12 protein-coding genes are annotated in these 17,146 nt (G+C 69.8%); 2 read left to right on the forward strand and 10 right to left on the reverse strand.

The window, feature by feature from the left end; translation table 11 throughout:
• Nucleotides 1-35: 35 nt before the first annotated feature.
• The 3 genes from KCQ71_RS08815 to KCQ71_RS08825 are packed head-to-tail and all read right to left on the reverse strand — an operon-like array spanning nucleotide 36 to nucleotide 3,306.
• Nucleotides 36-923, reverse strand: coding sequence for a carbohydrate ABC transporter permease (locus KCQ71_RS08815; protein ID WP_223404928.1), 888 nt, complete (start codon nucleotides 921-923; stop codon nucleotides 36-38).
• Nucleotides 924-925: 2 nt separating this feature from the next.
• A complete protein-coding gene (locus KCQ71_RS08820; RefSeq protein ID WP_223404930.1) occupies nucleotides 926-1,864 on the reverse strand; it encodes a carbohydrate ABC transporter permease in 939 nt (312 codons plus the stop codon).
• Nucleotides 1,861-3,306 carry an ABC transporter substrate-binding protein gene (locus KCQ71_RS08825; RefSeq protein WP_223404932.1) on the reverse strand — a complete coding sequence of 482 codons (1,446 nt, stop codon included), beginning with the start codon at nucleotides 3,304-3,306 and terminating at the stop codon, nucleotides 1,861-1,863. Before KCQ71_RS08825 ends, KCQ71_RS08820 begins: the two co-directional genes overlap by 4 nt.
• A 179-nt stretch (nucleotides 3,307-3,485) precedes the next feature.
• Here KCQ71_RS08825 and KCQ71_RS08830 point away from each other — a divergent pair, with 179 nt between their 5' ends.
• Nucleotides 3,486-4,445 (forward strand): sugar-binding transcriptional regulator, encoded by a 960-nt coding sequence (locus tag KCQ71_RS08830; protein WP_223404934.1) that lies wholly within the window; start codon nucleotides 3,486-3,488, stop codon nucleotides 4,443-4,445.
• Between the two features lie 35 nt (nucleotides 4,446-4,480).
• Here the strand turns inward: KCQ71_RS08830 and KCQ71_RS08835 are convergent, their stop codons facing one another.
• From KCQ71_RS08835 to KCQ71_RS08865, 7 genes are all read right to left on the reverse strand, one after another.
• Nucleotides 4,481-5,965: a mannitol dehydrogenase family protein gene (locus tag KCQ71_RS08835; protein ID WP_223404936.1), complete on the reverse strand. Its 1,485-nt coding sequence runs from the start codon at nucleotides 5,963-5,965 to the stop codon at nucleotides 4,481-4,483.
• Nucleotides 5,966-6,156: 191 nt separating this feature from the next.
• Nucleotides 6,157-6,813 carry an RdgB/HAM1 family non-canonical purine NTP pyrophosphatase gene (gene rdgB / locus KCQ71_RS08840; RefSeq protein WP_223404938.1) on the reverse strand — a complete coding sequence of 219 codons (657 nt, stop codon included), beginning with the start codon at nucleotides 6,811-6,813 and terminating at the stop codon, nucleotides 6,157-6,159.
• Nucleotides 6,810-7,595 carry a ribonuclease PH gene (gene rph, locus KCQ71_RS08845; RefSeq protein ID WP_223404940.1) on the reverse strand — a complete coding sequence of 262 codons (786 nt, stop codon included), beginning with the start codon at nucleotides 7,593-7,595 and terminating at the stop codon, nucleotides 6,810-6,812. Before rph ends, rdgB begins: the two co-directional genes overlap by 4 nt.
• Nucleotides 7,596-7,605: 10 nt before the next feature.
• Nucleotides 7,606-10,245 (reverse strand): family 78 glycoside hydrolase catalytic domain, encoded by a 2,640-nt coding sequence (locus tag KCQ71_RS08850; protein WP_223404942.1) that lies wholly within the window; start codon nucleotides 10,243-10,245, stop codon nucleotides 7,606-7,608.
• Nucleotides 10,242-11,066, reverse strand: coding sequence for a carbohydrate ABC transporter permease (locus KCQ71_RS08855; protein WP_223404944.1), 825 nt, complete (start codon nucleotides 11,064-11,066; stop codon nucleotides 10,242-10,244). Before KCQ71_RS08855 ends, KCQ71_RS08850 begins: the two co-directional genes overlap by 4 nt.
• Nucleotides 11,066-12,043 (reverse strand): carbohydrate ABC transporter permease, encoded by a 978-nt coding sequence (locus KCQ71_RS08860; RefSeq protein WP_223404946.1) that lies wholly within the window; start codon nucleotides 12,041-12,043, stop codon nucleotides 11,066-11,068. Before KCQ71_RS08860 ends, KCQ71_RS08855 begins: the two co-directional genes overlap by 1 nt.
• Nucleotides 12,044-12,137: 94 nt before the next feature.
• Complete coding sequence (locus KCQ71_RS08865) at nucleotides 12,138-13,478, reverse strand: extracellular solute-binding protein (protein ID WP_223404948.1); 1,341 nt, start codon at nucleotides 13,476-13,478, stop codon at nucleotides 12,138-12,140.
• A 364-nt stretch (nucleotides 13,479-13,842) separates the two neighbouring features.
• Here KCQ71_RS08865 and KCQ71_RS08870 point away from each other — a divergent pair, with 364 nt between their 5' ends.
• Nucleotides 13,843-17,106, forward strand: a complete 3,264-nt coding sequence (locus KCQ71_RS08870; protein WP_223404950.1) for a family 78 glycoside hydrolase catalytic domain — start codon at nucleotides 13,843-13,845, stop codon at nucleotides 17,104-17,106.
• Nucleotides 17,107-17,146 lie beyond the last annotated feature (40 nt).

The raw sequence follows: 17,146 nt of genomic DNA on the forward strand, positions 1-17,146 counted from the left end.
GTCAGCCTCCAAGCGGCCGGCACCCGCTCCCAGCGTCACTTGATCGCGCCCATGGACAGGCCTCGGACCAACTGCTTCTGCGCCACCCAACCGGCGATGATCACCGGCAGCGAGGCCAGCAGCGACGCCGCGGAGAGCCGAGCCAGGAACAGCCCCTCACTGGTCATCGTCGAGGTGATGAAGATCGGCACGGTGGCCGCCCGGGATGCCGTCAGGTTCAGCGCGAAGAAGAACTCGTTCCAGGCGAAGATGACGCAGATCAGCGCCGTCGCCGCCAGCCCGGGCGCCACCATCGGCATCAGCACCGAACGCATCGTGCGCATCAGGCCGGCGCCGTCCATGGACGCCGCCTCCAGCACCTCGCCGGGGATCTCCTGGAAGAACGAGCGCATCATCCACACCGCGATCGGCAGGTTCATCGCCGTGTAGAGCACCACCAGGGTCCAGATGTTGTCCAGCACGTGCAGCTGGCCGGCGATCACGTAGATCGGCATGATCACGGCGACCACCGGCAGCATCTTGGTGGACATGAAGAAGAACAGCACGTCGCTGGTCTTGGCTACCGGGCGGATCGCGAGTGCGTACGCGGCGGGCACCGCCAGCAGCACCACCAGCAGGGTTGAGACGCCGGTAGCGATCAGGGAGTTCGCGAAGAACGTGCCGGCACCGGCATCGATCACCGCCCGGAACTGGTCAAGGGTGGGGGTGAAGAACCAGGTCGGCGGGTTGGACGCAGCCTGGTTCTCGTTCTTGAACGCCGTCATGGCCATCCACAGCACCGGGAAGAAGAACGCGATGGACAGTACCCAGGTGAGCGTGGTGAGCAGGCCACCGCCGATGCCGGAGCCGCGGTCCTTGCGGTGCGTGGCGGCGGGCCGGTTCGTGCCGGCCGGCGGGTTGAGGGTCTGAGCTGTGCTGGTCATCGTCAGTCCTTCTGCTCGAAGCTGCGGAAGATCAGGCGCAGGGCGAAGGTGGCGACGATGATCGTCGCGATCACCACCACCACCCCCATGGCGGCGGCCTGCCCGATGTCGAAGCCCAGGAACGCGCGCTGGTAGATGTAGAACGGCAGGTTCGCACTCGCCGTGCCCGGGCCGCCCGCGGTCATGAGGTAGATCTGGTCGAACGTGTTCACCACGTAGATCGCGCCGAGCAGCACCCCGAGCTCGATGTAGCGGCGCAGGTGCGGCAGGGTGATCCAGGTGAACGTGCGACCCCACCCGGCGCCGTCCACCTGCGCGGCCTCCAGCACATCCTTGGGTTGGGCCTGCAACCCGGCCAGCACGAGCAGCATCATGAACGGCGTCCACTGCCACACCAGCGCCATCAGGATGGAGAGCACCGGGTAGGTGGACGTCCAGTCCACCGGATCGATGCCGACCAGCCCGATCGTCCAGTTCACCAGGCCGTAGGTCGGGTTGAGCATGGACACCGCCCAGATCATCGACCCGGCCACCGGCATGATCAGGAACGGGGTGATCAGCAGCGTGCGGGCCACCCCGCGGCCACGGAACGGACGGTCCAGCAGCAGGGCGAGCCCGATCCCGATGAGCATCGAGAAGAGCACGCAGGCCACCGTGATCAGGACGCTGTTCAGGGCAGCGCCGCGGAACGTCGAGTCGGCGAAGATGTCGGCGTAGTTGGACAGACCGACGAACGTGTCGCCGTCGGGCCTGAGCAGGTTCCAGGACCGCAGCGAGTACCAGATCGTCACCAGGAACGGCACCTGCGTGACGATGATCGTGAAGATCAGGGCGGGCAGCAGCGGTGCCCTGCGACGCCAGGCCTCCGCGCGCTGAGCGGCCACGTCGGGTTCGGTGCGCCGCGACTGCGCGGCGTTGTGTCTGTCGACGAGCGTGGTCACGAGTCTCTCCCCTCGTCGGCAGCCGCATCGCCCTGATAGGACTCGGCGACCGTCTCGGCGTAGCGCTGCGACTGCTCGAGCGCTTCCGCCACGGTGATCTGGCCGGCGATGGCGGCCGATATCTGCTGTCCGACCCGGGTACCCAGATCCTGGAACTCGGGGATGCCGACGAACTGGATGCCCGGGTAGGGCACCGGCGCGGCCATGGTCAGCTCCGGTGTTGCCTCCTCCATCGCGGTCAGCGTGGGCTCGGCGTAGGCCTGTGCCACCTCGGCGTACTCCGGGATCTCGTAGGTGGACAGCCGGCTGCCCGGCGGCACCCGCTCCCAGCCGAGGGTGTCCCCGACCAGTTCGAGGTAGTCCGGGCTGGTCATCCAGGACACGAAGTCCCACGCCGCATCCTTGTGCTGACTGGTGGACGGGATCGCCAGCGACCAGGAGTACAGCCAGCCGGCCGCCTCGGTGACCTCCACCGGCGCGGGTACGTAGCCGACGTCTCCCGCCACGGTCGAGGAGGCCGGGTCCTCGACGCTGGAGACCATCGAGGTCGCGTCGTACCACATGGCCGCGTTGCCCTGCGCGAACCGGGTCAGGCAGTCACCGAAGCCGGAGGTCGCGGCACCCGGCTGGCCGTGTGTCTGGACCAGCTCCACGTAGTCGGTGACGGCGGCCTCCACCTCGGGTGAATCCAGGCGCGCGTTCCAGTCCTCGTCGAACCACTGACCGCCATAGGTGTTCATCACGGTGGTCAGCGGCGCCATCACCTCGCCCCACCCGGCGAGGCCGCGCAGGCAGATGCCGGAGAAGTCCTGGTCCGGGTCGTCGAGCTCGGCGGCGATCTCCTGCACGTCGGCCCAGGTGGGGCGTTCCGGCATCTCGACGTCGTTCTCGGCGAACACATCCTCGCGGTAGGCCAGGAACGACGACTCCCCGTAGAACGGCACCGAGTACAGATCGCCCTCGTAGGAGAGTGCCTCGGCCACGCTCGGGACGAAGTCCTCGGGGTCGTACCCCTCGGTCTCGTCGGCGTAGGGCTGGAGGTTCTCGATCCACCCGTTCGCGGCCCACATCGGCGTCTCGTAGTTGGAGATCATGACGACGTCGAACTCACCGCCGCCGGTGGCGACGGACGCGGTGATCTTCGCGCGGGCCTCGTTCTCCGGGAGGCTCACGAACCGCACGTCGACGTCCGGGTACTGCGCGCGGAACTCCTCCTGCAGGGAGATGGCGTCCTGCATCTGCGGGTTGGAGACGATCGCGACCACGATCTGCTCGGTGTCGCCACCGCCCCCGACGGCACCGGCGCCGGCGCACCCCGCCGCGAGGCTGAGCGCCGCGGCCGCCCCGAGGGCTACTCCCGCCCGACGCGGCCGGGATCTGGACCGACGCCCGGGCGACTGCGCCCCGGGTCGGAGCCGTGGCTGGAGGGGCGTCGTGAACATCGTCGTCCTCACGTCGGCGTGGACAAGGGGCCACGCGATGGGCGGAGCTTCCAACGGATGATGACCGAGCGATGACGCTCATTCGAGAGGCAACGCTGCGCTCATCTGCGGCTAGAATAGTTCGACACCCTCAGATGAGCAAGCCGGACCCGCTCATATGACAACTTTGAGGAGGCTTCGTGCCCGACTTCGACGATCCTGAGCTGCTGCGCGAGGTCAGCGTGGACTTCTACCTGGACGGTCGCTCCAAGGTGGAGATCGCCAAGGAGCGTGGGCTGTCCCGCTTCCAGGTGGCGCGGATGCTGAACTCGGCACGCGAGCTGGGCATCGTGCGGATCGAGATCTCCACCCCGGCCCATCTGGACACCTCCACCGGTAGCGCCCTGGCGGAGGCCCTCGGCGTGCGCGAGGTGATCGTCGCCCCAGGCGGCTCGAGTACGTCCCCACGGGACGCCCTGGCCCGCGCGGTGGCCCGCACGCTCGTGGATCGGGTCAAGCCGCAGATGACGATCGGCGTCTCCTGGTCCCGGACCATCGAGCTCGCTGCCGCACACATCCAGCACCTGCCGCCCTGTGATGTGGTGCAGCTCGTGGGTGCCCAGCCGGTGGAGGGCAGCGGAAACTCGCTCGAGATGATCCAGCGCTTCAAGAGCCTGCCGGGCGTGCGCACCTGGCCGATCTGGGCCCCTCTCGTCGTCCAGGACGAGGCCACGGCCGCGGGCCTGCGCGCTCAACCCCAGATCGCCCGTGCCCTGGAGCGTGCGAACCAGCTGGACATCGCCGTCGTCGCCGTCGGGGGCTGGTCGTCGGAGTCGTCGACCGTGTACTCGAACGTGAGCAGGTCCGATATCGCCGACGCCGCCGCCGCGGGCGCAGTCGGCGAGTGCTCCGGACACCTGATCGACGGCGCCGGCCAGCTCGTGGCTACGCCGCTGAACGGGCGGATCGTGGGCGTCGGCCTGGACCAGCTGCGCCGCACTCCCGAGGTCATCATCAGCGCCCACGGCGCAGCCGCTGCCCGGGCCGTGCGTGCCGCCGTCCGTGGCGGGATCGGATCCACCCTGGTGCTCGATCCGGCCGCGGCCGGTGCCCTGACCGAGATCCTGCGCGCCGAGTCCGCGGCGGCACCGGCCGACTGACCGGGCCGGCGCCTCGCCGGCGCTATGGGTGCCGCTCAGTCGAGTTCGGCGTCGTCCAGGTTCTCGAGCGTCACCCGGGCCCCGTCGCGGTGCAGCGAGGCCAGGGCCGAACGGTACGGCCCGACGAACCGCTCATCGTCGACGAGGTCACCGAAGAGGTCCCGGTCGCGGATGAACGCCAAGTCGTCCCGATCCTGGGTCCGGGCGACCGCGGTGAGTTGTTCGGCGAGCCGGTCCACGACCTCGATCGGCTCCCCTGCCTCGTCGACACCCTCGGCGTAGCGCGCCCAGCTGGCCACGATCGCGGCCGAGAGCCGCACCTCGCCGCCGGCGGCGAGGTTCTCACGGATCACGGGGACGAGCCACTTCGGGATGCGGTCGGAGGACTCGGCGCACAGCCGGGCGAGCGTGTCGCGGACGTTGGGGTTGGAGAACCGCTCGATCAGGGTGTGCTTGTACTCGGTGAGGTCCACGCCCGGCACCGGTCGCAGCGTTGGCGTCCCCTCCCGGTCCATGTAGGCGAGCAGGAACCGAGCGAAAAGCGGATCCTGGCACGCGTCGTGGACGAGCCGGTAGCCGGCCAGGTAGCCGAAGTATGCGACCGCTTGGTGACTGGCGTTCAACAGCCGGAGCTTCATCAGCTCGTACGGCATCACGTCCTCGACCACCTGGACGCCCACCTCCTCGTACGGCGGTCGACCGTCGGCGAACTTCTCCTCCAGCACCCACTGGGCGAACGGCTCACACACCACCGGCCAGGCGTCCTCGATGCCGAACCTCTCGGCGACCAGGGCGCGGTCGTCGTCGGTGGTGACCGGGGTGATGCGGTCGACCATGGAGTTCGGGAACGGAACGTTGGACTCGATCCAGTCGGCCAGCTCGGCGTCCTTGGCCCGCGCGAACGCGACGAACATCTTGTGCGCGACCTCGCCGTTGCCCTGGATGTTGTCGCAGCTCATCACCGTGAAGGGGGTGACGCCCCGGTCCCGACGGCGGCGCAGCGCCTCGGTCACGTACGCGAAGGACGTGGTGGGGACGGCGCCGTCGGCCAGGTCCGCCCGGACCTGCTCGTTGCGCAGGTCGAACTCGCCCGTCACCGGGTTGACGTTGTAGCCGCCCTCGGTGACCGTCAGGGAGACGATCCGCACCTGCGGGTCCGCCATCTTCTCGATGGCAGCCTCGGGGTCATCAGGTCCGTAGAGGTAGTCGATGATGGAACCGATGACGGTCGGCTCGATCGTGCCGTCCGCGTGCTTGAGGACGAGGGTGTAGAGGCCGTCCTGGGCCTTCAGCGCGTCCCGCATCCGCACGTCCCTGGGCAGCAGGCCGAGTCCACAGATCGCCCAGTCGAGCGCCTTGCCCTCGCGCATCAGCAGGTCGAGGTACATCGCCTGGTGCGCCCGGTGGAAGCCGCCGACGCCGATATGTACGATCCCGGTGGTGAGCGCGGACCGGTCGTAACCCGGCACCGCGACGGATTCGCCGAGATCGTGCACCGTCTCGTCCTTGAGCAGAGTCATCGCTTGGCATCCTTCGTCCGACGTTCGTTGAGCCGACGATATCAGGTGAGCATCCGTCACCTAACATATGAGCGCGGCCTTCGGTCTAGTCGGCGATGCATATCGCGACCACTTCGCACTGCACCGGGTATGACGTCCCACGCTCGCCGCCGGCAGCCTTCGACCGTCAAACCTGACCTTGCCCTCCGGCCTCAAACCCGGGCGAGCGCCTCCGCGATGTGTGGAGCCAACGCGCGGAAGGCGCGGCCACGGTGGGAGATCGCGTTCTTCTCCCCCGCGGTGAGCTCCGCGCACGAGCGGGTCTCGCCGTCGGGCTGCAGGATCGGGTCGTAGCCGAAGCCGCCCTCCCCGCGCGGGGCCGTGAGCAGCGTGCCGCGCAACTCCCCCAGCTCGACGTGCTCATGCCCGTCCGGGGTGACCAGTGCGGCGGCGCAGACGAAGCCCGCGGCCCGGTGCTCGGCAGGCACGTCCCCGAGCTGGGCCAGGAGCAGGTCCAGGTTCGCACGGTCATCGCCGTGCCGCCCTGCCCAGCGCGCGGAGAAGATCCCGGGCGCGCCGCCGAGCACGTCGACGGCGAGGCCGGAGTCGTCGGCGACGGCCACCAGGCCGGTGTGTGCGGCCAGTGCGCGCGCCTTGATCAGCGCGTTCTCGGCGAACGTCACGCCGTCCTCGACCGGCTCGGCCGCACCGGCCTGCGCGGCCCCGATGATCTGCTCCGGCCCGAGCGGCGTCAGCCCGGCGAGGATCGCCCGGAGTTCGCCCACCTTGTGGGCGTTATGGGTGGCGAGCACGAGCCGGGGCGCACCCGCCTGCGCACCGGAAGCGACGCCGTCGGGCGTGGTGCTCACTGTGCGAGCGCGTCGAGCGGACCCGGCGTGGGGCGCCGGGCGTGCGGGACGGCGAGCGCCTCGGCCTGCAGTTCGGTCAGTCGCGCGGTGCCGTCGACGGCGAGGTCGAGGAGCGCGTTCAGTTCCGCGCGGTCGAACGGGACGCCCTCGGCGGTGCCCTGGACCTCGACGAACGAGCCTGATCCGGTCACGACGACGTTCATGTCCGTCTCGGCGCGGACGTCCTCGGTGTAGGGCAGGTCGAGCATCGGGGTGCCGTCGATGATGCCGACGCTGACGGCGGCGATGGAGTCGGTCAGGACGGTCGCCTTCTTGGCGACGGCCCCGTTCTCCCGGCCCCAGGCGATCGCGTCGGCGAGCGCCACGTAGGCGCCCGTGATCGCCGCGGTGCGGGTGCCGCCGTCAGCCTGGAGCACGTCGCAGTCGAGCACGATGGTGTTCTCGCCGAGCGCGGACACATCGATGATCGCGCGCAGCGAGCGGCCGATCAGTCGGGAGATCTCGTGGGTGCGGCCGCCGATGCGGCCCTTGACCGACTCCCGGTCCGAGCGCGAGTTCGTGGACCGGGGCAGCATCGAGTACTCCGCGGTGACCCAGCCCTGCCCGGAGCCCTTGCGCCAGCGCGGCACGCCCTCGGTGAAGGACGCGGTGCACAACACCCGAGTGCCCCCGAACTCCACGAGCACCGAACCCTCGGCCTGGTCGGACCAGCCCCGGTGGAAGCGCACCGGGCGCAGGTCGTCGGGTCGTCGGCCATCGGCGCGCAGTACCTCTGAAGTCATGGTCCCGAGCCTAGGGCAGCAGTGCGGTGCCCTCGAACTCGTGGCGCCCGGCACCCACGTGGACCGGCTCGGGGTGACCGGGTACCCAGACCTGTGCGCCGACGCCGTACGGCACGTCCACGCTCAACCGCACCGCGCCGCGATCGTCACGGCGCCACGACGTGCTGATCGGACCGTGCACGGAGTCGAACGCCGCGCTCGCGTGCGTGAGGGACCCGCCGATCACCGGGCGCACCACCACCTCGCGCCATCCGGGCGCCGCTGGCGCCAGACCACCGATGAACCGGTGCATCCAGTCCGCGACGGCCCCGTAGGCGTAGTGGTTGAAGGACGTCATGCTGCCCGGATTGACCGTTCCGTCCGGCAGCATCGAGTCCCACCGCTCCCAGATCGTCGTCGCTCCCATCCCGACGGCGTAGAGCCACGAGGGCAGGTCGGTCTCGGTGAGCATGCGGTGCGCGAGGTCCGCGCGCCCGGCCCGGCAGAGTGCGTCTAGGATCACCGGAGTGCCCACGAAACCGGTCGCGACGCGGTACCGGGCGCCGATGACAAGCTCGGCGAGGCGTTCGCCGGCCAGGTCGCGGGCGTCCTCGTCGGCGATCAGGTCCCAGCACAGGGCGAGCGCATAGACGGTCTGACAGTCCGAGCGGACCCGGCCGTCGGGGTCCACGTACTCCGCGTCGAAGGCCGCGGCGATCGCGTCGGCGAGCGCGCCGTATCGGGTCGCGTCCTCGCCGTGGCCGACGGTGGCGGCCGCCAGCGCGAGCAGACGGGTCGTGCGGGCGTGGTAGGCAGTGGCGATGACGGCGGGATCGGCCTGCGCGGCGTCGGGCCGGTCCGGCGGCGCGGTCGGGTCGAGCCAGTCGCCGAACTGCGGTCCGGTGGTCCACAAGTGCCCGGGTCCGGTCAGTGATCGGACCTTCTCCACCCACGCCCGCATCGAGGCGTACTGGCGCACGAGGACGCCGTGGTCGGCATAGGTCGTGTACAGGGTGGACGGGACGATCACGGCCGCGTCGCTCCAGGCCGCGGCGGCCGGGTCCACGTCGCGCAGCACGTCCGGAATGATGTGCGGCACACCGCCGTCGGGCTTCTGCTCGGCGGCCAGATCCTCCAGCCAGCCGGCCAGGAACCCGGAGGTGTCGAACAGGAAGTTCGCCGTGGGGGCGAAGACCTGGATGTCACCGGTCCAGCCGAGGCGTTCGTCCCGTTGCGGGCAGTCGGTGGGTACGTCGAGGAAGTTGCCGCGCATGCCCCAGACGACGTTCTCGTGCAGCCGGTTCAGGTCTGGGTCCGACGTCTCCAGCCAGCCCGTGCGGCGCAGGTCCGAGCCGAGCACCAGCGCACTGACATCCTCGATGCGCAACGACTCGAGCCCGGTGATCTCGGCGTAGCGGAACCCGTTGAAGGTGAACGTCGGGCGCAGCACCTCCTCGGCCACGCCTGCCAGCACGTACCGGCAGGTGGCCTTCGCGCTGCGTAGGGGCCGCAGCGCCAGCTCGCCGTTCTCCAACACCTCCGCGTGCCGGACGGTGACCTCGGTGCCGGCTGCAGCGCGCACGGTGAGTTCGACCCAGCCCACCAGGTTCTGCCCGAAGTCCACGATCGTGGCGCCGGCTGCCGAGGTGAGCAGGGAGAGCGCGGGTCTGCGCTCGATGACCCGCACGGCCGGTCCACGGCGCGCCACGAGCCGGGACATGTCCCCGGGGACCGCCTCCACGGGCTCCGAGGCGTACTCGTGCGGCCGCATGGAGCGGCGCAGATCGCGCCGTTCGCCGTCGTAGAGGTCGTCGAACAGGATCGGGCTGGGGCATGCTCGCCACGTGGGATCGGTGCCGATGACGCGGCGGGTGCCGTCGGCGAACTCCAGCTCGAGCTGTGCCAGCAGGGCCAGCCGGTCGCCGTAGCTGGACCGGTTCCCCGGCCAGACGAGCTGCCCTCGGTACCACCCATTGCCGAGAAGTGCGCCCACGGTGTTCGCCCCCGGCCGCAGCAGGCCGGTGACATCGTGGGCCTGGTAGCGCAGGCGTCGCTCGTACGCCGTCCAACCCGGGGTCAGAACATCCCGGCCGATGCGATCGTCGTTGAGGTAGGCCTCGTAGACACCGTGCGACGTGAGGTAGAGCGTGGCGCGGACCGGCGCCGATTCGAGCGTGAAGTCGGTGAACACGTGCGGCGCGCCGTCATCGAGCCCGCCGAGCGTGACCGGGCTGACGAACTCGGCGCTCCAGTCGGTTTCCTCGAGCAGACCAACGACGAGGGACACCGGCTCGCTCCACGGCGTCCAAGCACTGCCTTCCTCATCTGGGTCCCCGGACCCGAGGCGCACCCGGAGGCACAGTCGCTCGCGGGAGGGAAGCGGCTCGAACGGCCAGGGCACCAACACTCCGTCGGTGCCTCGCACCACACGGCTGGGCCCGTCGAGGACCTGTACCTCGTAGGAGTCGTAGGCCCACCCGGCCACGGCGTCGGCGACCGTCCAGCTCAGGCGGGGTGCCCCGGTGTCGAGGACCACTCCTTCCTCGCCCTGTTCGGCGCGCAGCCCCACCACGCGCGCCGGAGACGGTGTCTCGGTCCCGGCTGGGCGCGCGGGAGCCTCGGGTGCGGTCGGTCGGCGGCGCGGCGGCGAGTCGTTGGCCGTCGTCGTCACTCGAGCCCCGTCCCGACGACGCCCTTGATGTACCACTTCTGGAACACGATGAACACGGTCAGGACAGGGATCATGGCGATGACCGCACCGGCCAGTCCGACCGACGGCGAGATGATCGAGTTCTCACCACCCGCGAGTGGCGCCAGCGCAACATTGATGACCCGCTGCGCCGGGTTGGGCGCGACGATCTGGGGCCAGATGTACATGTTCCAGGCGCTGAGGAAGCTGATCGACACGAAGGTTGCCAGTGCCGGCCGCGCCAGGGGTAGCGCGATCGAGACGAACACGCGCCACCATCCGGCGCCGTCGATGCGGGCAGCCTCGATGAGACCGGGTGGGAGGGTCACGAAGAACTGCCGGAACAGCAGGATCGCGAACGCACTCTGCGCCGCCATCGGGATGATCAGTCCCGCGAAGCTGTTCAGCCAGCCGAGCTGGAACGTGACCACGAAGAGCGGGATGAGGGTGAGGTTGCCAGGCACGAACATAGGCACGATCAGCGTTGCCATGATCCCCGTGGACCATTTGAACGGGATCTTCGCGAGGGCGAAGGCGGCCGGCAGCGAGACGACCAGCTGCAACCCCACGACGCCGAGGCTGAAGATGAACGAGTTCGCGATCACCCGTGGGGTGAGGTAGGACCATGCATCGGCGAAGTTCTGCCAGATCGGCGTCTCGGGCAGCAGTGGTGGCGGGTAGGCGACGATCTCCTGCGCGGACTTCAGCGAGCCCGAGATCATGAACAGCAGCGGTATGGCCAGGATGAACCCACACACCACGATGAGGGTGTACCGGAACGGAATATAGAGGGACTTGGACATCAGCCACGTTCCTTCCGGAGCTGGACGAGCACACGCACTCCCAGCACGATCAGGAGGATGAGCACGAGCTGGAACAAGGACAGCGCGCTCGCGTAGCCGATGTCCCGCTGCGAGAACGCCATCTTGTACGAGTACAGGGCGAGCGACTGCGTTGTCCCCAGCGGGCCGCCATTGGTCATGATGAGGGCGATCTCGAACGAGCCGCTGATGAAGCTGACTGCCTGCAGTACCGCGATGAGCACGGTCGTGCTGCGCACGTTCGGCCACGTCATCGACCAGAGCATGCGCCACTTGCCGGCGCCGTCCAGTGCCGCGGCGGAGTAGATGTCCTCGGGCACCCGCTGCAGTCCGGCCAGGTACAGGATGATGACCAGGGGCAGCGCGCTCCAGATCATCATGATGACCAGTGCTGGTCTGGCCCACACGGGGTCGGACAGCCAGTTCGGGCCGGTGATCCCGAGCCAGCCGAGCACCTGATTGATGAGCCCGCCGCGGTAGCGGTAGAGGTTCACCCAGATCACGGCGGCGACGGCAGCCGAGGCGACCATCGGAGAGAAGTAGAGCACGCGGAACACGCCGACCCCGGGCAGGTTGCTGTTCACCACGACGGCCAGGACGAACCCGATGGCGATCGTCGGGATCACGCCCAGCAGCACGAATGCCGCCGTGACGCCGAGCGACTGCCACATCACCGGATCGGTGAAGAGTCGCTGGATGTGCTCCAGCCCGACGAACTCGGGGGTGCCGAACAGGTCCCAGTCGAAGAACGCGAGGACGAGACCGCCGAGTGCCGGCAGGATCACGAAGACCGCGAATCCGAGCAGAGCCGGCGTCATGAAGAACCCGGCCGTCAGCGCGTCGACGCGGCGCGCACGGCGACGCCCCGGCGTTCTGGCCGGATCCGGTCGGCCCTTGGCAGGCCGGACGGCGAGGGGCTCAGCATCCGCCTGGGCGCCCAGCGGTGGCGAGGTTGACACGGTGCTACCTCCGAATGGTTGGCCAGGTGCGGGCAGCGATTCGCCACGCACCTGGCCGCTCGACGGGACGATCGACGGATTCGGCAGGGTCGAACTACTCCCCGGTCTCCTCGGCCAGCGCCGCGTTCACGATTGCCTCGGCCTCCTGGAACGCCTCCGCCACGTCACGGCCCTCGAGGATCACCTGCTGAGTGGCGGTGGTGGTGGCCTCCGTCAGCACGGCGCTGGTCGCACCGGGCATCTGGGTGAGCAGGACGGCGGTGCGTGCGGACTCGCCGAAGATGGCGATGTTGGCAGGCGGCGGGCTGACGTCCCGCCAGATCCCGTTGTCGATGCCGTCCTCGGTCGGCGGGATCGCGCCGCCGACCTCCTGCGCCACGAGCATGCCTGCGTCCGTGTCGTAGAACCAGGCGAGGAACGCCCACGCGGCGTCCTGGTTGGTGGAGGTCTGCGCGATGGAGAGACCGTAGGAGCCACCCCCGGCGGTGGAGTTACCGTCGATCGTGGGCAGCACCTGGACGTCCCAGTCGACGTCGACGAGCGTTGCCTGCACCTGCGGCACGCCACCCCGGGACGCGATGGCCATGGCCACGTTGCCCGCGTTGAAGTTGACCGTCGGATCCGGGGTCGCCGTGTACGGCCCGGATGCGGAGTCGAATGCGGACAGCATGAGCTCCCACGCCTCGATCGCCTCGGGCTGACCGATTCCGGAGGTCTGCGTGTCGGGGTCGTAGACGAATCCACCGAACGCCTGGATCACGGGACCGAACACGATCTGATCGGCGCCTGAGCCCAGGGGCGCCGCCAGCCCGATCACGTCGCCACCGGAGGCCGTCGTGATCTGCTCCCCCACCCGGAGCATGTCGTCCCAGGTCCAGTCCGCCTCCGGGTACTCGGTGATGCCGTACTGGTCGAACAGTGTCTTGTTGTAGAAGAGCCCGACCGAGTCCGCGCTGACCGGGAGCCCGGTGACCTGCTCGGGGTTGTCCAGCGGCCGGTACTGGCCGACGAACTGGGGCAGGAAGTCATCGAGGCGGAGATCGCCAAGCTTGCCCTCCTCGATGCCGGGCGCCAGGTCGAGCGTCACGTTGTTCGTCGCCAGGGTGTCGGCGAGGAAGTCCACGTTGAAGAACACGTCCGGCAGTTCACCGCTGATGCGGCCGGTGGCGAGTTGCTGGGAGTACTCGGCCGCGTCATCGGTGCTGCTGCGCACTTCGACGGTACGGTCCGGGAACGCGTCCATGTAGGCATCGGCGTACTGCTCGAACTGGGGCGCGAGGCCGGTGATCGTGGTCAGCACGATCGTGCTGCCCTCAACCTCTCCCGCGGCGCCCTCGTCGGTGCCAGGATCGTTGCCGCCGCACGCGGAGACGGTGAGTGCCGTGGCGGTCAGCAAGACTGCGGCGGCACGGATGCGGGTTGTGCGTGACGTCATTGTCCGCATTCCTTCCTTGGGTTGGGGTGGGCCGGCCCGCGGGCGGTTGCCACGTGCCGGAGGAAGCCGCAGCCACCGAGTGGGCCACGTCTCTTGAAACCTTTCAGGTGCATCATGCGGGACGGAAGCGGGTGGTGTCAAGCGGTTCTGCGCTCATTCTGAGTCGTTTCAATATGGTACTCAGTGCTCGATGGCAGTCGGGGCGTCGATCGGTTCCTGGGTTGCCCTGCCCAAGATCGGCCCAGGCGCACCCCCGGCCGCGAGGGCCGATCATGATACGTTTCAGAGGAGTCGACAAGGCCGAATCGTCGCCCTCGGTCCCACATCCGTGCCGCAGCCCGGCGAGACCTCGGAGGTACGTGCGATGCCGCACGATGGACGCGGCGGACCACTGCCCGCTCCCCGCAACCTGCGGGTCGATGCCCGCCATCCGATCGGGACCGGACGGTTCCAGCCGGTAGCCACGTCGGCCCACCCGCGCATCTCCTGGGTGGTCTCCGATGCCGCAGCGCCCAGCATCCAGACGGCGTTCCAGATAGTCCTGCGCGAGGGCCGGCGGGCCGCATCGAAGGCGGGGCCGGCGCCATTGCGCTGGGACAGCGGCACGGTAGAGGGTGCCGATCCGTGGCTGCGCCTGCCCGTGCCGCTCGCGGCACACGAGCACCTGGAGGTCACGGTGCGCGTCCGGGACGACGCGGGGCGCTGGTCTCCGTGGGCGACCCCCGCCCCTCTGGAGACCGGGCCACTCGCACTCCGCGACTTCGGGACGGACTGGATCGAGCATCCCGCCCTGCACGTCCTGCGCCGCGAGTTCGAACTCTCGGCCGCCGTGCACACCGGTCGATTGCACTTGACGGCACAGGGCCTCATCCGCGCGAGCGTGAACGGGGAGCCCGTCAATGCGGACGCGAGCGACCCCTCCCGCAGCGACATCACCCGCGCCCTCTATCGCAGCTACGACGTGGGCGACCTGCTCCGCCCCGGCCCGAACACGCTCGACCTCGTCCTGGCGAGCGGTGAGTGGGAGCGTACCGGGCTCGATCCGCGAGCCCTCGCCGTCATCTCGGTCACGTCCACCGACGGCACCCGCACGTTCCACGGCACCGGCCCCGGGATGCTCACCGCCCCGAGCGCGATCCGCGTCCAGGAGCCGTTCTATCTCGAGGCCCACGACCTGCGTGCCCAGCACGACTTCACCCCCGCCACCGAGCTCACCGTCCTCGCCGCCCACGATCGGCCCACCCACCCCGACCAACCCCCCGCCGCGGTGCTCCCGGACCCGGGTCCACCGGTCCACGCGGTTCAGACCCTCCGGCCCACCGAGATCGTGGGGACCGCACCGAACACGGATGAGGCCCGTACCGTCGCCGGCTCGGCGCCAAGGGTGTGGGACGTCGGCGTCAACGTCGCCGGCCGCTCCCGGATCACGCTCGGCGCAGGGGTGCCCGCCGGCACCGTGATCCGAGTGGTGCACGGGGAACACCTCGACCCGCGCGGGCGGCTCGACACCACGAACCTCACGATGCCCTACGACCACGGCCGGATCCGACAGGCTCTGGAGTTCACCGTCACCGGCGCGGCCGGCGAGGTACTCGAGGCCAGGTTCTGCTACCACGGGTTCCGCTATCTGGAGGTCTGGGGGCTGCCAGCGGGCACCGACGTCGGCGTGGAGGTCGCCGTCCTGCACAGCGACGTGGAGAGGATCAGCGAACTCGACGTGGACGACGACGCGGTCGCCACGCTGGTCGAGCGCGCCCGCCGAACCCTCCTGAACAACCTGCACGGCATCCCCGAGGACTGCCCCACCCGCGAACAGGCCGGCTGGACCGGCGACACGGCCTCGGTCACGGAGTTCAGTTTCGCCGCGTTCGACCTGCAGGCGTTCTTCACGAAGTGGCTCGGCGACCTGCGCACGAGCCAACAGCCCGATGGCTGGATCCCCGCGATCAGCCCCGACCTGCGCAGGCCTCGTATCGCGCCCGATCCGGTCTGGGGTGCGGCGCTCCAGCGCGTGCTCGAGGCGCACTGGCTCCACTACGGCGATCTCACCGTGGTACTCGAGACCCTGCCTGCGCTACGGGCGTGGGTCGACTTCCAGCTCACCTGTGCCAGCGCTGACGGCACGATCGGATCGGCTCCCATCAGCTACGGCCACGACTGGCTCGCGCTCGAGCAGACGCCGCCGGAACTGCATCACACGGCAGCCGCCCAGGACGCCCTCCGAGTACTCGCGGACCTCGAGGACCTCACCGGCGCCGCCGACGAGGCGAATCGTCGCCGCACCCAGGCAGAAGCGCTGCGAGTGGCCGCCCGTGCCGCCTTCGTCGACGACCGCGGGGCCGCACCGCTGGTCGAGTCGGCGGGCCGGCGCGCCTGGCCCGGACCCGCCGTCGGCAACGGTTCCCAGGGTTCCCTCGCCCTCGCGATCGAGGCCGGCTGGCTCACCGAAGCCGAGACGCTTCTCGCCGTGGAGGCCCTCGAGCGTGCGGTTCGCGCCCGCGGCAACCGCGTCACCAGCGGGTTCGCAACCACGAGGACCGTTGTTCGTGCCCTCGCCCACAGCGGTCGATCGCAGGCGGTGTTCGATGCCCTGCACCAGGGCGCCGAACCCGGGATCGGCGCGATGCTCGCGCACGGTCCTGGCACGTTCTGGGAATGCTGGTGGATCGATCCGGGGAACACCGGTACCGGCTCGCTCGATCACGTGGGCCTCGGGGGGCCGTTCGCGGGCTGGGCGTGGCAGCACCTGGCCGGACTTCGCCCGCTCGCCGGTGGTTACTCCCGCTTCGCGGTGGAGCCGGCGTTCGTCGACGGCGTCACGTCGGTGCGGGTGCGGACCGAGACGGTGCGGGGCACGGTTGGTGTGGACTACGAGCGCCGCCGGGGCCGGGTCACGCTCGAGGTGCGGGTGCCGGTGGGAGCGACCGCGGTGGTGCGCCTGCCCGGCAACGTCGATCGCGAGTTCGGCACTGGTGTCCACTCGATCCGGGCCGACGTCCCGCCGGCCGGGCCGGCCGTGGCCCCGCCCGACGAACCTGCCTGGCGCCCGCCGGCCCGCGCGCCTCGGGCGGTCGACGTCGACGGCGGCCGGCAGGACCTGCTGTCGCGACTCATCCGCGAGGACCGGTTCACCGCTGCCCCCGCCGCCACCACCACCGTCGAGCCGGTCCCCGACGGCCTGCACTGCATGCCGGTGCCGCACGCCCAGCCGCCGGGGCCGGCGATCCGGGTGCTGAGCCACGATGCCGGGGCTGTCCGCGCACCGACGGTGCGGCTGGGCTTCGACGATCCGCTCGACCTGTCCGAGGCCCGGTTCGTGTACGCCCTGCTCGACACCTGTGCGTCCGGATCCACCCGTCCCGCACGCAGCCTGCTACGGCTGTTCGCCGCCGACGGCAGCATCCACGAGACGACCTCGCGCATGTGGCCCGCGGGCTGGAACCGCGTGAGCCTCGACGTCGGCGGCTGGCCTGGCAGAGCCGCCGTGGTTGCGGTCGAGACCGGCCTGACCTTCAGCGATGACGATGACGCTGACGATGACGATGACGACGGCGACGGCGACGGTCTCCCGGCGATGTTCCACCTCGGCGAGCTCGGCTCCTCCCTCCTGCGCCGCACGGCACCCTGACCGCCGGCACCATCTGCCCGGTGCGGGCCGACCGCAGTCG

It is taken from the genome of Occultella gossypii (genome assembly GCF_019947135.1).
GTDB classification, from domain to species: Bacteria; Actinomycetota; Actinomycetes; order Actinomycetales; family Beutenbergiaceae; genus Occultella; species Occultella gossypii.

Bases quoted from the DNA above. Each gene is read 5' to 3' on its own strand.
- KCQ71_RS08815 (WP_223404928.1), bottom strand. From the start codon at position 923: ATGACCAGCACAGCTCAGACCCTCAACCCGCCGGCCGGCACGAACCGG.
- KCQ71_RS08825 (WP_223404932.1), bottom strand. From the start codon at position 3,306: ATGTTCACGACGCCCCTCCAGCCACGGCTCCGACCCGGGGCGCAGTCG.
- KCQ71_RS08835 (WP_223404936.1), bottom strand. From the start codon at position 5,965: ATGACTCTGCTCAAGGACGAGACGGTGCACGATCTCGGCGAATCCGTC.
- rph (WP_223404940.1), bottom strand. From the start codon at position 7,595: ATGACTTCAGAGGTACTGCGCGCCGATGGCCGACGACCCGACGACCTG.
- KCQ71_RS08855 (WP_223404944.1), bottom strand. From the start codon at position 11,066: ATGTCCAAGTCCCTCTATATTCCGTTCCGGTACACCCTCATCGTGGTG.
- KCQ71_RS08865 (WP_223404948.1), bottom strand. From the start codon at position 13,478: ATGACGTCACGCACAACCCGCATCCGTGCCGCCGCAGTCTTGCTGACC.
- KCQ71_RS08870 (WP_223404950.1), top strand. From the start codon at position 13,843: ATGCCGCACGATGGACGCGGCGGACCACTGCCCGCTCCCCGCAACCTG.